General features: G+C 36.7%; 18 protein-coding genes and 1 other annotated feature. All 18 genes read left to right on the forward strand.

Translation table 11 applies throughout. The features are described 5' to 3' along the window. The first annotated feature begins 21 nt into the window (after window positions 1–21). The 18 genes from mraY to CSE16_RS04025 all read left to right on the forward strand — a co-directional run bounded on the left by mraY (window position 22) and on the right by CSE16_RS04025 (window position 15,595). A complete protein-coding gene (gene mraY, locus CSE16_RS03940; protein ID WP_099422684.1) occupies window positions 22–996 on the forward strand; it encodes a phospho-N-acetylmuramoyl-pentapeptide-transferase in 975 nt (324 codons plus the stop codon). Continuing rightward, the gene (murD, locus tag CSE16_RS03945) at window positions 993–2,345 is read left to right on the forward strand and encodes a UDP-N-acetylmuramoyl-L-alanine--D-glutamate ligase (RefSeq protein ID WP_099422685.1); all 1,353 of its coding nucleotides are present in this window, start codon (window positions 993–995) and stop codon (window positions 2,343–2,345) included. Before mraY ends, murD begins: the two co-directional genes overlap by 4 nt. A gap of 7 nt (window positions 2,346–2,352) precedes the next feature. Then, window positions 2,353–3,435, forward strand: a complete 1,083-nt coding sequence (locus tag CSE16_RS03950; protein ID WP_099422686.1) for an FtsW/RodA/SpoVE family cell cycle protein — start codon at window positions 2,353–2,355, stop codon at window positions 3,433–3,435. A gap of 38 nt (window positions 3,436–3,473) precedes the next feature. Then, entirely contained in the window at window positions 3,474–4,307 is an 834-nt protein-coding gene (locus CSE16_RS03955) for a cell division protein FtsQ/DivIB (protein WP_099422687.1), read from the forward strand. After that, entirely contained in the window at window positions 4,273–5,010 is a 738-nt protein-coding gene (locus CSE16_RS03960) for a DUF881 domain-containing protein (RefSeq protein WP_099422688.1), read from the forward strand. Before CSE16_RS03955 ends, CSE16_RS03960 begins: the two co-directional genes overlap by 35 nt. A 23-nt stretch (window positions 5,011–5,033) precedes the next feature. Then, a complete protein-coding gene (locus tag CSE16_RS03965; RefSeq protein WP_099422689.1) occupies window positions 5,034–5,741 on the forward strand; it encodes a DUF881 domain-containing protein in 708 nt (235 codons plus the stop codon). Window positions 5,742–5,755: 14 nt separating this feature from the next. Then, window positions 5,756–6,121 (forward strand): small basic family protein, encoded by a 366-nt coding sequence (locus CSE16_RS03970; protein ID WP_099422690.1) that lies wholly within the window; start codon window positions 5,756–5,758, stop codon window positions 6,119–6,121. 102 nt (window positions 6,122–6,223) lie between these two features. Continuing rightward, entirely contained in the window at window positions 6,224–7,516 is a 1,293-nt protein-coding gene (ftsA, locus tag CSE16_RS03975; protein WP_099422691.1) for a cell division protein FtsA, read from the forward strand. A 39-nt stretch (window positions 7,517–7,555) separates the two neighbouring features. Next, a complete protein-coding gene (gene ftsZ / locus CSE16_RS03980; RefSeq protein ID WP_099422692.1) occupies window positions 7,556–8,725 on the forward strand; it encodes a cell division protein FtsZ in 1,170 nt (389 codons plus the stop codon). A gap of 850 nt (window positions 8,726–9,575) precedes the next feature. Beyond that, entirely contained in the window at window positions 9,576–10,397 is an 822-nt protein-coding gene (locus CSE16_RS03985; RefSeq protein WP_099422693.1) for a sigma-E processing peptidase SpoIIGA, read from the forward strand. Between the two features lie 13 nt (window positions 10,398–10,410). Next, on the forward strand, window positions 10,411–11,118 hold the full coding sequence (gene sigE, locus CSE16_RS03990) for an RNA polymerase sporulation sigma factor SigE (protein WP_099422694.1): 708 nt from the start codon (window positions 10,411–10,413) through the stop codon (window positions 11,116–11,118). 82 nt (window positions 11,119–11,200) lie between these two features. Further along, on the forward strand, window positions 11,201–11,971 hold the full coding sequence (gene sigG, locus CSE16_RS03995; RefSeq protein WP_099422695.1) for an RNA polymerase sporulation sigma factor SigG: 771 nt from the start codon (window positions 11,201–11,203) through the stop codon (window positions 11,969–11,971). A 326-nt stretch (window positions 11,972–12,297) separates the two neighbouring features. Further along, window positions 12,298–12,537 (forward strand): PRC-barrel domain-containing protein, encoded by a 240-nt coding sequence (locus tag CSE16_RS04000; protein WP_099422696.1) that lies wholly within the window; start codon window positions 12,298–12,300, stop codon window positions 12,535–12,537. Between the two features lie 75 nt (window positions 12,538–12,612). After that, the gene (locus CSE16_RS04005; protein ID WP_099422697.1) at window positions 12,613–13,281 is read left to right on the forward strand and encodes a YggS family pyridoxal phosphate-dependent enzyme; all 669 of its coding nucleotides are present in this window, start codon (window positions 12,613–12,615) and stop codon (window positions 13,279–13,281) included. Between the two features lie 12 nt (window positions 13,282–13,293). After that, window positions 13,294–13,803, forward strand: a complete 510-nt coding sequence (locus tag CSE16_RS04010) for a cell division protein SepF (protein WP_099422698.1) — start codon at window positions 13,294–13,296, stop codon at window positions 13,801–13,803. Between the two features lie 28 nt (window positions 13,804–13,831). Further along, entirely contained in the window at window positions 13,832–14,089 is a 258-nt protein-coding gene (locus CSE16_RS04015) for a YggT family protein (RefSeq protein WP_099422699.1), read from the forward strand. Between the two features lie 76 nt (window positions 14,090–14,165). Continuing rightward, the gene (locus CSE16_RS04020) at window positions 14,166–14,954 is read left to right on the forward strand and encodes a YlmH family RNA-binding protein (protein WP_099422700.1); all 789 of its coding nucleotides are present in this window, start codon (window positions 14,166–14,168) and stop codon (window positions 14,952–14,954) included. A 95-nt stretch (window positions 14,955–15,049) separates the two neighbouring features. Next, window positions 15,050–15,595, forward strand: coding sequence for a DivIVA domain-containing protein (locus tag CSE16_RS04025; protein WP_099422701.1), 546 nt, complete (start codon window positions 15,050–15,052; stop codon window positions 15,593–15,595). Between the two features lie 69 nt (window positions 15,596–15,664). Then, window positions 15,665–15,892: a binding site (T-box leader), on the forward strand. Window positions 15,893–15,905: the final 13 nt, after the last annotated feature.

Consider the following 15,905-nt stretch of genomic DNA (forward strand, 5'->3'; position numbering starts at 1 on the left):
AAGATTTAAAGGAGATTTATTATGACATTACCAATAACATTGACTATTCTAGCTTCCTCATTCCTTTTGACGGTCATTTTAACCCCAATTGGAATTCCACTGCTACGCAGGCTGAAGTTTGGTCAGAGTATACGTGAGGAAGGCCCGCAATCTCACATGAAAAAAGCGGGTACACCGACAATGGGTGGTCTCATTTTTTTACTAGCAATTATTGTAGCAACAACGATTGTTGCAACCCTATATGATTTATTTACAACACAGACAGTCGTACTATTACTTGTTTTAGTTGGATTTGGTGTAATTGGATTTTTAGATGATGGCTTAAAGGTTATTTTTAAACGAAATTTAGGATTAACATCACTACAAAAACTAATTGGGCAAATTGCAATTGCAGTAGCCGCCTTTTTACTATTACGATTAGGTGCATTTGAAACTTCGATTGGGCTACCTTATACAGACATTTCCATTGACTTAGGTATTTTCTATGTAGCCTTTTTAATTTTTTGGTTAGTAGGGTTTTCGAATGCAATCAATTTAACAGATGGGCTTGATGGCTTAGTATCGGGTACTGCATCTATTGCTTTTGCTGCGTTTGGAGTAATCGCATTATTTAATGAACAAGGCGATATAGCATTATTTTCCTTTTCTGTAACAGGGGCATTACTGGGCTTTTTAATTTTCAATGCAAACCCTGCAAGAGTGTTTATGGGAGATACTGGTTCGTTAGCACTTGGTGGTGCACTTGCTATGATTTCAGTTTTAGTGAAGCAAGAGCTGTTACTCCTTTTAATTGGTTTAGTTTTCGTAATTGAAACACTATCCGTTATTTTGCAAGTGGGGAGCTTTAAACTTCGGAAAAAACGTATTTTTAAAATGAGTCCAATTCATCACCATTTCGAGTTATCAGGATGGTCTGAATGGAAAGTAGTCATCGTATTTTGGTCAACAGGATTAGTCGTAGCATTACTAGCAGTATTAGCGGAGGCGTTATTATGATTGAATATACAGGTTTGCAGTCTAAGAAGATATTAGTGCTAGGTTTAGCGAAAAGTGGCGTAGCAGCTGCAGAATTGTTGCATGAGCTGGGTGCATTTGTAACGGTCAATGATGCAAAGCCATTTGATGCCAACTCAGAAGCACAGGATTTATTAACAAAAGGAATTACTGTTATTTGTGGTCGCCATCCAGAGGATTTATTGGATGAAGGATTTGAATTAGTTGTAAAAAATCCAGGTATTCCTTATTCAAATCCGATTGTAGCAGATGCCATACTACGTAATATACCGGTTATAACTGAAATGGAACTCGCATATTTAGTAAGTGAGGCACCGTTTATTGGTATTACAGGATCAAATGGTAAAACGACGACGACAACACTACTATTTGAAATGCTGCAACTTGGTCATTTACAACCACTTATTGCAGGGAATATCGGTACGGTTGCATGTAGTGTTGCCGCAGCAGCAACAGAGGATCAAGTGATTGTGACAGAACTTTCATCATTTCAATTAATGGGTACAAGTATGTTTAAACCACGTATTGCGATTTTAACGAATTTATATGAGGCGCATTTAGATTATCACGGCACATTTGAAGAATATGCAGAGGCAAAATTCGGTGTGACGCGCAATCAAACAACAGATGATTTCTTTATTTATAATGATGACCAAGAAATTGTTCGTCAATATGCGCAAAAATCGAACGCAACGCTCATCCCGTTTTCAACAAGGGGTAAAAAAGACAATGGAATTAGTGCGGATATGCAGAACATTTACTGGAATGGGGATGCAATCCTTGCTTGCAATGAAATCGTCTTACCTGGAGAGCATAATTTGCAAAATATTTTATGTGCAGTAGCAGCCGCACTTTTACAAGGGTGTCCGATAGAAGCAATTAAAAACGTACTTTCGACATTTGTAGGTGTTCGCCATCGAACGCAATTTGTTCGTGAATGGAATGGTCGAAAAATTTATAACGATTCCAAAGCAACGAATGTATTAGCAACGAAAAGTGCGTTATCAGCATTTGAACAGCCGATCGTCTTACTTGCAGGTGGTTTAGACCGCGGGCATTCATTTGAAGAGCTACGTGAAGAAATGAAGCATGTCAAAGCGGTCGTAGCATTTGGTGAAACAGCATTACGCTTTATTGAGTTCGCAAAATCTTGTGGAGTTACTACTGTCGTCAGAGCCATTGATGTGGAAGATGCGGTAGGATATGCAGCGAAATGTTCTGAGCAAGGAGATATTATTTTATTATCACCAGCGTGTGCAAGTTGGGACCAGCATGCGAGTTTTGAAATTCGAGGAGATTTATTTATCGATCGTGTCATGAAGCTTTCATAAAGAAAGGATAGTTACACTGTCACATCAATTCAAACAATGGTTTTTTAGTAGCGCTTTCATTTTATCGATCATTGGAATTGTGTTCATTTATTCCGCCGGTACGTACTGGAGTTCTGTACATTATATTGGACAAACACCGTTTTATATAAAGCAAGGTATCTATTTTGTAATAGCGGTTATTAGTTGTTTAGTGTTGATGAACATGAAAGTGTTACAAAAACCGAAAACTTGGGTGTTTTTTTATTGGGTATCCATTTTGTTATTAATCGCAGTATTAATACCTGGTATTGGTATTGTGCGAAATGGCTCTCAAAGTTGGATTGGCGTTGGTTCACTAACGGTTCAACCAGCAGAGCTTGCTAAAATAACGACTTTAATTTATTTAAGTATTCTTTTAGCAAATAGAAAAGCGGGACAGCGAATTGTGCAATGGAAACACTTTCTAGTTATTCTTCTCCCGTCTTTGTTAATAATGTTACAACCGGACTTTGGTGCAGTATTTATTTTAGTCGTGGCAGCGTTTCTATTACTTTTTATCGCGCAATACCCAGTCAAGCTGTACCTGTTCTTAATTTTAACAGGTATTATTGGCTTGGTAGCATTAATTGCCGCGGCTCCATATCGTTTAAAACGAATTGAAGCCTTTTTAAATCCCTGGGCGGATGCTTTAGGGAGTGGTTTCCAAGCGGTTCAATCTTTGCTCGCAATTGGCCCGGCCGGATTGTTTGGACATGGATTTTTAGAAAGTAGACAAAAATATTTATATTTACCTGAGCCACAAAATGACTTTATTTTTTCCATTATTTTAGAAGAGATAGGTTTGTTAGGTGGTATGGGACTGCTGCTTATTTTTGCGTGCTTTTTACTATTCGGATATAAATTGGCGTTATCTTGCAATAATCAACTCCATTTTTATGTCATCTGTGGATTAACGACAACGATTGCGATTCAAGCGTGTTTAAATATAGGGGTAGTGATAAATTTATTACCTGTTACCGGTGTTACATTGCCGTTCATTAGCTATGGTGGAACCTCACTATTAGTTGTATGGCTAACCGTATCGCTTATTTTAAACTTTTCAAAGGAATAAAATTTACATCAATTAGGTGAAAGAAAGGAGTAGTGATGATGGAAAAAGTAATAGATATAACTGAACGTGTACCTGCAATGCAAAAAAGGCGGAAACGGCGAACGAACCTTAAATTTGCATTTTTAACAACCATTTTCTTATTCATCATCCTATTACTTCTTTATTTTCAATCACCATACAGTGATATAAAGGAAGTTAATATTCAAGGTTCCAACTTAAAGGACGAGGATTATTATTTAAAACAATCAGGCTTAATTTTAAATGAGTCTATGTGGGGATTCAAAATTGAAGATATTGAAAAAGAAATTGCTAAAAATGAATGGATAAAATCAGTAGAAGTGGAGCGTCAATATATTAATACGGTACAAATTACCATTGAGGAATGGCATAAAGTTGCTTATATTTCTCAAGAAGGCGATTTTTATCCGATGTTAGAAAACGGAATAATTTTTAGCGAGTCAAGCGAAATGGTACCGGTTGACGCGCCCATTTTTTTGGATTTTGAAGATGAATCTTTGCGAAAAAAAATATTGAAGCAGCTCGCCCTATTGAAGCCTGAAGTATTGTCACTTATTTCTCAAATCAATGCAAATCCATTAGAAACGGATCCATATGCAATTACATTGTTTATGAATGATGGTTATGAAGTGCGTGCAGATGTCAATACTTTGGCTGAAAAACTTAATTATTATCCATCCATTATTGCACAAATTGAAAATGAAGATACCTTTGAAAAAGGTATTATTGATATTGAAGTCGGCTCTTATTATCGCCCATTCTCAGAGGAATATGCAATCGATATACCTGAATCTGAGGAAGGTGAAGATATAGAGGGGGATGAACAAGATGATGAACAACAATCAACCGACTAAAAAACCGTCTCCTTTTACTCGAAAATATTTAGCCTTATTAACGGTTTGTATTATTACAGGCTTTATTATTGGTTTTTCGTATAATCTATCGAAGGACAAGCGGACATTAAGCACAGCCTCGCACTATTATGAACAAGAAAATCACTATAGGGAAGAATTGATTGTGCAGCAAGAACGTAATAAGGAATTATCAGATGAACTGGTCGAATTAGAAGAAAAAATCCGTACCTATGAAAAAGAATATTCTTCAAACGAGGTTCAGTATGAAAGAAATATAAAAGAAGCCGAACAACTCCGCTTATTGTTAGGAATTCAATCTGGAGAAGGAAAGGGCATTAAAGTGACATTGCAAGATGCCGAATACAATCCTGGAAGTACAAATCCTAATGAGTACATCGTGCATGAAAGTCATATTTTTAAAGTACTGAATGAATTGAAAATCGCTGGTGCAGAAGCGATTGCTATCAACGGTCAACGCTTAAAAATGAATTCTTATATTAGCTGTAATGGTCCAGTTATCACAATTGATGGGAATCAGTACCCAGCGCCCTTCGTCATTGAAGCAGTTGGAAAACAAGAGGTTTTAATATCATCATTGGAGCTAACAGGTGGTGTATTTGATCAATTGCTAAATGAACGGGTTGTCGTGACGTTAGAAAAAAGTGATCTAATTCAAATGCAGTCTATAAATGAAGAAGGTTAGTACATCATTCGGAGGATAATGTGATGACGAAAAAAATGTACCGAAACATTACAATTATATCGTTCATCATTGGTTTTATGTTAGCTGTTCAATATAATACAGTACAAAATCCAACCGAACGAGATACAAGAGACATTTGGGAAATACGCCAAGAATTATCAGAGGAAAAAAAACGTCATTCAGAATTATTATCGTCATTAAGCATTTTGTCCAGTACAGTCAATAAATATGAGGACGCTGAATTTAATAATCCAGAACTTCTATTACAAGAGACAGTGGATGATTTGAAAAAACAGGCAGGTTTATTACCAATTAGTGGTCCAGGAGTTACACTAACGATTGAGCCCTCTCAAGAGTTAATCCAATTTGGTTTTGAATTGAAGCCAATTTCCCCTGATTTACTAATTCGATTAACAAATGATTTATATCGAAATAATGCCCAGGCGATAGAAATTGATGAAAAACGATTAACATACAATAGTGCAATCCGTGATATTAACGGTAAAACAACAATTAATAGTGAACCAATTAAAAAAGCGGATTTTGAAATAAATATTATTCTGCAAACATATGAGCAAGCTCAAAAATTATCCAATCATTTACTAGCATCATCCTTTCAAGATGAGTTTTTTATCGATAATTTAACGCTTACAGTCCATGATGCCAAACAAAATGTAAGAATTAATTCCACAGTTGAACTACAACATAGCAAATATTTAATTGAGAAGTAAAAGGGGATGTGAATATGTGGTTACCACTATTAGGATTAATTTTTGGTGTAGTGTTAGGTATTTTGACAGATATTCAAATTCCTTCTGTTTATGAAAATTACTTATCAATAGCGGTATTAGCAGCATTAGATACGATGTTTGGTGGGATTCGGGCACAATTACAACAAGTTTATGATGATAAAGTGTTCATTTCTGGTTTTTTCTTCAATATTTTATTAGCAGCAGGGTTAGCATTTTTAGGTGTATACATCGGTGTGGATCTATATTTAGCGGCAATATTTGCATTTGGTGTCCGTTTATTTCAGAATATTGCAGTCATCCGTCGTATACTATTAACAAAATTAGACAATAGACGAATGAAAAAAAGTGAAAACTCTTAAAATTAACGTTAAATTTTGATGACAAATTACTGTTTTACTTAGACAATCAAGTAAATTTACAATAGAATAAAAAATAGGAGTAATCGAAGGAGGTGCAACAAGTTGAATCATCAAGAAATATATGTTTCTCTAGATATTGGTTCGTCTTCAGTTAAGGTACTTATTGGAGAGATGAGTGATGATCAATTGCACGTAATAGGTGTAGGTCATGTAAAATCAACAGGTATCCGTAAAGGTGCAATTGTTGATATTGATGCTACCGTGCAGTCAATAAATAAAGCCGTCGAGCAAGCTGAAAGAATGACTGGCATCAAAATTGATGAGGTTGTACTTGGTGTACCAGCTAATCAAACATTTTTACAATCTGTAAAAGGGGTTGTAGCTGTAAATGGCGAAAATAGAGAGATTACAGATGACGACTTAGAACGTGTAATCGATTCTGCACAGGTGATGTCAATTCCACCTGAGCGTGAATTAGTCAATTTAATTCCAAAACAATTTATTGTCGATAATTTAGATGAGATAAAAGATCCGCGTGGAATGATTGGAATACGTCTAGAGATGGACGCAACGATGATTACGACTTCGAAAACACTTGTACATAATGTGCTTCGTTGTGTTGAGCGTGCAGGTTTACAAATTCGTGAAATTTATTTACAACCATTAGCGGCAGGTACATTTACGTTAACAGAAGATGAAAAAAATCAAGGGACTGCTTATATTGATTTAGGCGGGGGCTCTACAACGATTGCCTTATTCCAAGATGGACTTCTAAAAAGTACTGCCGTAATACCTGTCGGAGGCGAACATATTACAAAGGATTTATCCATCGTTTTAAAAACGCCAACAGAGCAAGCCGAAAAAATTAAAAAGCAATATGGACATGCCTTTTATGATGATGCATCTGACGAACAGTTATTTGAAGTACCAGTAGTAGGTACCGATGCAACAGACCAATATAGTCAACGTTACATTGCTGAAATTATAGGAGTTCGCTTAGAAGAATTATTTGAATTAGTTTTAGATGAATTAGCACAAATGGGAATACAAGATTTACCTGGAGGCGTAGTAATTTCCGGTGGCGTAGCCCAAATTGAAGGAATTGCTCAATTAGCCCGCCAAGTGATGCTTACACGTGTGCGCGTGTTTACACCAAATTATATTGGTGTTCGTGAACCTGGATTCACGACATCTGTTGGACTAATTCATTATGCAAATGCAGATGACAAGTTTTATGGTAGAAGTGCCAATAGCACTGTCCCTTCTTATGCGCCTTATCCTGCTCAAACAAATCCTTCTAAAAAACAAGCAAGTGCGTCGGAGAGAGTGGAAAGCGACAATAAAGTTGGAGTTATTGATCGCGCTAAAAACTTATTAAATAAATTTTTCGATTAATACGAAAATGGAAGTTGTCATAAATTAGGAGGAGAGACTATGTTAGAATTTGAAACAGGTATGGATCAACTAGCTGTCATTAAAGTAATTGGTGTAGGCGGCGGTGGTAACAATGCCGTAAATCGCATGATTGAGCATGGGGTTCAAGGTGTGGACTTCATCGCTGTTAATACAGATGCACAAGCTTTAAATTTGTCAAAAGCTGAATATAAATTACAAATTGGTGGGAAATTAACACGCGGTCTTGGTGCGGGTGCGAATCCTGAAGTTGGTAAGAAGGCAGCTGAAGAAAGTCGCGAACAACTTGAAGAAGTATTGCGCGGTGCCGATATGGTATTCGTAACAGCTGGTATGGGCGGCGGTACTGGTACTGGTGCAGCGCCAGTAATTGCGTCAATTGCACGTGATTTAGGCGCATTAACAGTCGGTGTTGTTACACGTCCATTCACATTTGAAGGACGAAAGCGTCAAACGCAAGCGATCGGTGGTATTTCATCGATGAAAGAAGCGGTAGATACGTTAATCGTCATTCCAAATGATAAACTTCTTCAAATCGTTGATAAATCGACACCGATGTTAGAAGCGTTCCGAGAAGCGGATAATGTTTTACGACAAGGTGTTCAAGGTATCTCAGATTTAATCGCAACGCCAGGTTTAATTAACCTTGACTTTGCCGATGTAAAAACGATTATGTCTGATAAAGGCTCTGCACTAATGGGAATTGGTATTGCGGCAGGTGAAAACCGTGCTGTTGAAGCAGCGAAAAAGGCGATTTCATCTCCACTTCTTGAAACGTCAATTGACGGAGCAAAAGGTGTGATTATGAATATTACAGGTGGCTCGAACTTAAGTTTATATGAAGTTCAAGAAGCAGCTGATATAGTTCAATTGGCTTCAGATGAAGAGGTTAATATGATCTTTGGTTCGGTAATTAATGATAATTTAAATGATGAAATTATCGTAACTGTTATCGCAACAGGCTTTTCGGATGACTTTAGCGCTCCAAATCCAACGCCAATTCGTCCAACTCTAGGTGCCCGTCAACAGGCGGCGTCTACACAGCCAGCACCACAGCAGCAAACGCAACAGCCGCGTGCGCAAGAGCATGTTCAACAAGAAATGCCACGTCAGCAAACGCAGCAAACGTATCAACAGGAAGAAACATTAGATATTCCTACATTTTTACGCAATCGAAATCGTAACCGATAATAGATTCATAATATAGAGGTTGTTCTAGTAGTCCATAAAAGTGACTACTAGAACAACCTCTTTTTTTTTCGTAATGAGATGATTCTATAAAAATTAGACAAAAGATTCTACTCTTTTGATGTAAGTTTACTATTATGGATTCTTATAAATTGTGTGCTTTGTGCAAAGCCAGCCTTTAAAAAGTATTGCTTCTGAATCTTTCTAGATTTATTGCGCTGCTACCGTGGGAGGCGGCGTTATCCTAATTAGATTTTCATCCTATTCCAATCAGCATGTATTGCAAGCACGTATGTATTACAAGGCAGATTTTTGTGTTGTACTAGTATTTCAATATTAGATTCGAACATATGAAAAGAACTTTATATCAGGAGGTAAATAATTAGGAGGTAGGTTGGTTGAAATTTAAACAGAAAGAGTTGATTGGAATGGAGGGAAGGCGAGTGTAGCTGACGGCTGTCGCCTTTCGCTACAGAGCGAAGCTTCCTACGGGAACAGCAACATAGGAACGAAGGTTAAAACCATCACGTCCTGTGACAACGCCTTCGTGACCAACTTCGTGTTGGCCCGAAAATCCACTTGTTTCGAGATGCATCTCGAAACAAGTTAGTTGGAGCCGTGCACGTGGAAAGCGTCCGTACCGCATTGGAAATCAACTCCCCTCCTTTATTGATGAATTTATTAATAGGGATTCTTTATTTCAATTTATATATATTTAGGTATGGCATCAAAATGTCGAAATAATTTAATTTGTCTGACATTATGTCTATAAAATTATGTTAATTCCTTCTATGATTTGACAAATTATGTATGAGTTCAATGATAGTCTTGGTTATAGGAGGAACAACAATACATGATAGGGGAACTCATCGTCTTATTTAACTTTTTTTTCAATATTATTTTACTTCGCTTTACACAAGCAGTGACTAGATATCCGATAAAGACATGGCGATTAATAAGTGGTGCTTTTTGCAGTGCCCTTATAGCTGTTGTTTTTTATGAATCAATCGTAATGACAATTGTTAGTTTTATTGTATTGATAGGAATTGCATTTTCATTTCGATGGAGCAGTTTTTTTGTTCAAGGTAGCTGGTTAATGATGGGAACATTTCTGGCAGGAGGCTTACTTAGTGCAGTTCAACCTTATTTACTTAAACATTCCATTTTTGCTTATATTTTGTTCTGTTTAGGCATAGCTTGTAGTAGTTTATTTTTGATGAAAAGAAGTTGGTTTAACAAATTACAACAAGTCGTCCAGCAACAATATGTTACAAACTGTGAGGTTGAGTTATTTGACCAAACGTTGAGGTTACTAGCCTATATCGATACTGGAAATGAATGTCTTGAACCGTTAAGTAGAGCACCTGTACATTTCATCTCTTTTAAAGCCGTTCACGAGCAATTAGAGCCTACTTTTGAAGCAAGCTTAGAAAAATGGTCGGAACATGATCCATTAGCTCTTGAAATGTTTTCTAAAGAACTTCGGAAAAATATCCGTATTGTTCCGCTAACAACTGTACAGAATAGCTCCGTTTTAGTCCCTGCGTTTCGAGCGCAAATAAAAATTAATGAGAAAATAGATAAAAATCATTATGTTATTTTTACAAAAAATGATGCTCGTTTCCCGCAAAAGGCTCAAATGATTGCACATGTATCTGTTCTTACAAATAGATAAAGGAGGATCAATATTGCTTCAAAAAATAAAAAATATATTATTAAACTTATTTAACAAGTATTTCAAAAAAGGGACATATTATATAGGAGGACATGATTCATTGCCTATTCCACTTACAAGAGAAGAAGAAGTTGTTGTTGTTGAAGCATTTATGAATGGTGACTTACATGCCAGAGATATGTTAATTGAGCGTAATTTGCGTTTAGTCGTTTATATAGCAAGAAGGTTTGATAATACTGCTACACCAATAGAAGATTTAATAAGTATCGGATCAATTGGCTTAATTAAGGCCATTGAAACATTTAATTTAGACAAAAACATCAAATTGGCGACGTATGCCTCCCGTTGTATTGAAAACGAAATTTTAATGCATCTACGAAAAACAAGCCGCATGAAGGGAGAGGTTTCGTTAGATGAGCCATTAAATTCTGATGCAGACGGTAATGAGTTGTTATTATCGGATATTTTAGGAACAGAAGAGCATATTATTACAATGGATGTTGAACGTAAGTTAGAAAGACAGCATATGTTTGGTGCGATTGATAAACTAACACCACGTGAAAAATATATTATGGAATGCCGCTTCGGTTTAAATGGAAAAGAGGAAATGACACAAAAAGAAGTGGCAGATCATTTAGGTATTTCACAATCTTATATTTCGCGTTTAGAGAAAAAAATCATTTTAGATTTACGTGAGCATTTAAATGAGCCAATTGCTTAAGTATGGTTAAAATTGGTGTGCATACAGTTTTTTATTCCGGACAAACTTAAACGAAAGAGAACAGTCTGGAAGGTGAGATTGAATGCGTACTAAAGTTGAATTATGCGGAGTCGACACTTCTACTTTACCCGTATTAAAGCATGAGGAAATGAAAAGTTTATTTATTCGTTTGCAACAAGGAGAAGACTATGTTCGTGAAGAATTAGTTATTTGTAATTTGCGTTTAGTTTTAAGTATCGTTGGGCGTTTTGCTTACCGAGGTGAGCAAGCGGATGATTTGTTCCAAGTTGGGTGTATTGGTCTTTTAAAAGCTATTGATAATTTTGACTTGAAGCATAATGTCCGCTTCTCAACATATGCAGTCCCAATGATTATTGGTGAGATTCGCCGCCATTTACGCGACCATCATTCTTTACGCGTGTCTAGGTCGCTACGTGATATCGCATATAAGGCAATGAAAGCGAAAGAAGCCTTTATTGCGGAATTTTTAGTGGAGCCAACGATTGAACAAATCGCAAAGGCAATCGAGATGAAAAAAGAGGATGTTTTGTTCGCATTAGATGCGATACAAGATCCAATGTCCTTACAAGAGCCGATTTATTCAGATGGCGGTGATGCCATTTACATGATAGATCAAATTAAGGATCAAGTAACGGAAGAACAATGGGTAGGAGCAATTTCCGTGCAGGAAAGCTTAAAAAAATTAGATGTAAGACAACAAATGATTGTAACAAAGCGCTTTTATTATGGGGAAACACAAACAGAAATTGCACAATCCTTAGGCATTTCACAAGCACAAATTTCAAGAATCGAAAAAAGTGCGATTGAATTGATGAAGCGTGATTATCGATGATAAATACAGGTGTGGCTGACAGCTTTGCCTATCGTTACAAACTACTTTTCCTACTGCAACAGACAAGTGGGTGAAGAGCCAAGATAAGGATCAAAATCAAGGGCAAAAAATCTAAACCTGTCATGTTTTGTGACAACACATTTGTGACCAACGTCGTGTTGGACAAAAAAATCCGCATGGTAAAGACACAACTCGGTCTATCTTGATCTTGTTGTGTTTTTTCTAATTAATTTCAACAAATAATTAATCTTTATGTTAAGCGGAAAAATTATGTGTATAAATATTTAATTCGACTAAGTAATTGAACGAAATGAAAGGATGGGGAAATGCGCTTTTCTTCTGTGCAGGAAAAGGAAATTATTGAGGCATCCAGTGGAAAGTTTATTGGATACATTGTGGACGCAGAGGTTTGTGAAAAGGAAGGAACTATTTTAGCCTTTATAATTTCTACACCAAAAAAGTTTTACCACCTATTTCAAGGGGAAGAGAGTACTAGAAAAGTCTCATTTAGTCATATACTCACAGTCGGAAAAGATGTTATTCTTGTAAAAACAAGCGAGGAATAGGTCGCGCTATTCATTGAAAATAATGATAGCCCTTGTTACAATAAAAGAAACTATTGTTGTAAAGTTGGGAAAAAAGTGACGAAAATAATAAATAATTTAGAACTAATTCAAAAACAAATAGAATATGCAAAGCAGCGAGCAAGCCAAATGCAAGAAGTTAAGATTATTGCCGTTACAAAAGAAGTGGATGTAGCACGTACCGAGGAAGCGATCGCAGCGGGTATAATACATTTAGGTGAAAATCGTCCAGAAGGCTTGGCACGAAAGTTAGAGTCGATTCATTCGGATGTCGAGTGGCACTATATTGGCTCTTTACAAACGCGTAAAGTAAAACAAGTTATTCAGCAAATTGATTATTTGCATTCTTTAGATCGCTTAAGTTTGGCCGAAGAAATAGAAAAGCGTGCAACAAATGTTGTGAAATGTTTTGTTCAGGTTAATGTCTCAGGTGAAGAGTCTAAGCAAGGATTAACGAAGGAGCAAGCTTTAGAGTTTTTAAAACAACTGCAACCGTTTACAAAAATTGAAGTCGTAGGATTAATGACAATGGCGCCTTATACAGCCGATGAGCATATAATTCGCCAAGTATTTCGTGAATTAAAACAGTTGCAACAGGTAGTTGTACAATTACGTTTACCGAATGTACCATGTACTGAACTGTCGATGGGCATGTCAAATGACTTTGAGATTGCAGTTGAAGAAGGTGCGACATTTGTGAGGATTGGAACAGCTCTTGTTGGCTAAGGAGGAAGTAAGATGAGCATAAAAAATATTTTCGACAAATTCTTTTATCTAGAAGATATAGAAGATGAACAAGCTCCAGGTCAAGCAGCCCAAATGCAACAACCTGTTCCCAAGCCTGTTTCATCACCAAAACAAGAACAGATGCCACAGCAGGTTATCCAAAATCGCATGAAAAAAGAGCGTAAAACCCAGCCCCAAATACGCAATAATGAAGTTGCTGTTCCAAATAATGTTGTAAGTTTGCAAGCTGCGACCTCTTCTAAAAACTCGAAGCTAGTTTTAGTAGAGCCGCGAGTTTATGCAGAAGCGCAAGATATTGCCGAGCAATTAAAAAATAAACGAGCGACTGTTGTTAATTTACAACGTATTGATAGAGACCAAGGGAAGCGAATAATCGATTTTTTAAGCGGAACAGTGTATGCTTTAGGTGGCGACATTCAGCGAATCGGAACAGATATTTTCCTATGTACTCCTGAAAATGTAGAAGTATCTGGAGAAATTTCGAATTTTGTGTTTGAGTAATATTTTAAGTAGAGAGGTATAGTAAACTATGATTTTTTCAATTGTATCAACAGCATTTCTCGTGTATCGATTTATGTTAATCGGGTACATACTTATGTCTTGGGTACCAGCGCTACAAGAATCAGCGGTTGGTAGATTCCTTGAGACAGCATGTGAACCGTATTTAGGATTTTTCCGTAAATTTATCCCACCAATTGGTATGATTGATATTTCGCCAATCGTTGGACTATTTGTACTTGTATTCATTGAACAAGGTGTATACAGCGTACTTGGATATTTACTCTAAGGTGTAATCCCTCTGCTACAATGTAGAGGGGTTCTTTTTGATATTACATAATTGACACGAGAGGGAAGGTGATTTTATGCAGCATTTAATTCAACATTTTCGGAAAGATGAGCAGCCATTTATCGAACAAGTAATCGGATGGCAACGTGAAGTTGAGGATCGTTATGCCCCGAAATTAACAGACTTCCTTGATCCAAGACAACGATTTATCGTGGAATCCATCATTCGTCAATCAGAGGACGTTCACGTTTTTACAGAAGGGCTCTTTGATCATGCCGAAAGACAGCGAATGCTAATCGCGCCTTCTTACTTCCAGGCAACGAAGGAAGATTTTCAAATGGCTTGTTATGCAGTCAATTACCCGTCTAAATTTGTTCAAATCAAACATCCAGATGTATTAGGTGCTTTGTTATCGATCGGATTAGACCGTAGTAAATTTGGCGATATTCGTCTCGCAGAAAATACGGTGCAATTTATAATGGCTATGGAAATTGCTGACTATGTTCGTGCAAATTTAACGGGTATCGGAAAAATTAAAGTGCATGTAGAGGAAATCCAAACAACGATGCTATTACTTCAAATTGAAGAGCAATGGGTGGAGAGCTCATATACTGTTTCTTCCATGCGTTTAGATGTTGTATTGGCAACGGTGGCAAATATATCGCGCCAAAAATCACAAAATTTAATCGGTGCTGGTAAAGTGAAAGTAAACTGGACTGTTCGAGAAGCGACTTCTTTTGAATTACAAGAAGGTGATATTATTTCTGCTCGAGGCTTCGGAAGAGTGAAAATAATTATGACAGAAGGGCGAACGAAAAAAGACAAAATACGATTACAAATAGGTCGTTTAGAGCAAAAAGTATAAATTTCCAGTTTTATTTCCGGAAATTTGATGTTATTCAGTATAGAAACGATTATAATAAATTTTAAATACATTCGTGCAAAGGAGAGTCGAACGATATGCCATTATCACCTCTTGATATACATAATAAAGAATTTACGCGTGGATTCCGTGGTTATGCAGAAGACGAGGTAAATGAATTTTTAGATCAGATTATTAAAGATTATGAGATTCTTTTGCGAGAAAAGAAAGAATTAGAAGAAAAAGTGAAATCCATGGCAGACCAAATGAACCATTATAGTTCACTAGAAGAAACATTACAAAAGTCAATCGTCGTAGCTCAAGAGGCTGCTGATGAAGTCCGCCGTAACTCTCAAAAAGAATCTAAATTGATTGTAAAAGAAGCGGAAAAAAATGCGGATCGTATTGTAAATGATGCGATGGCAAAAGCGCGTAAAGTTACGATTGAAATAGATGAATTAAAGAAACAATCGAAAGTTTTCCGCAATCGTTTTAAAATGCTCGTTGAAGCGCAACTAGACTTATTGAATACGGATGATTGGGAGCATTTACTTGAATATGATGTAGGTCTTACAGAAATCCAAGAGCATAACCGTCCAGAAGCTTCTGATGAAATGCTAAAAGAAGGAAAATTAACGTATTAATGAATTGTGCTTGACATTCCGACAGTGCTTTTCATATACTGAAAAATAACTAATAGGATGCAAATTGCAACTAGGGCAAAGACGGAGACAGTATGTTTAGATTTGTGGTGAAGCGATTCGAGGAAGGTGAAAGCTCGAACGAAGCAAGCTAAACGGAAAATCACTCCTGAGCTAAATAGCCGAAAGTCTTTTAAGTAGGTTATTTCGTTTTACACGACGTTACAGTGTCTAATGAGGCAATCTTATGTATTGCAAAATTAGGGTGGTACCACGAGAGTAATGCTCCTCGTCCCTTTTCGGAGGGATGAGG

Origin of the sequence: Solibacillus sp. R5-41 (assembly GCF_002736105.1) — a bacterium.
Classification (GTDB): domain Bacteria; phylum Bacillota; class Bacilli; order Bacillales_A; family Planococcaceae; genus Solibacillus.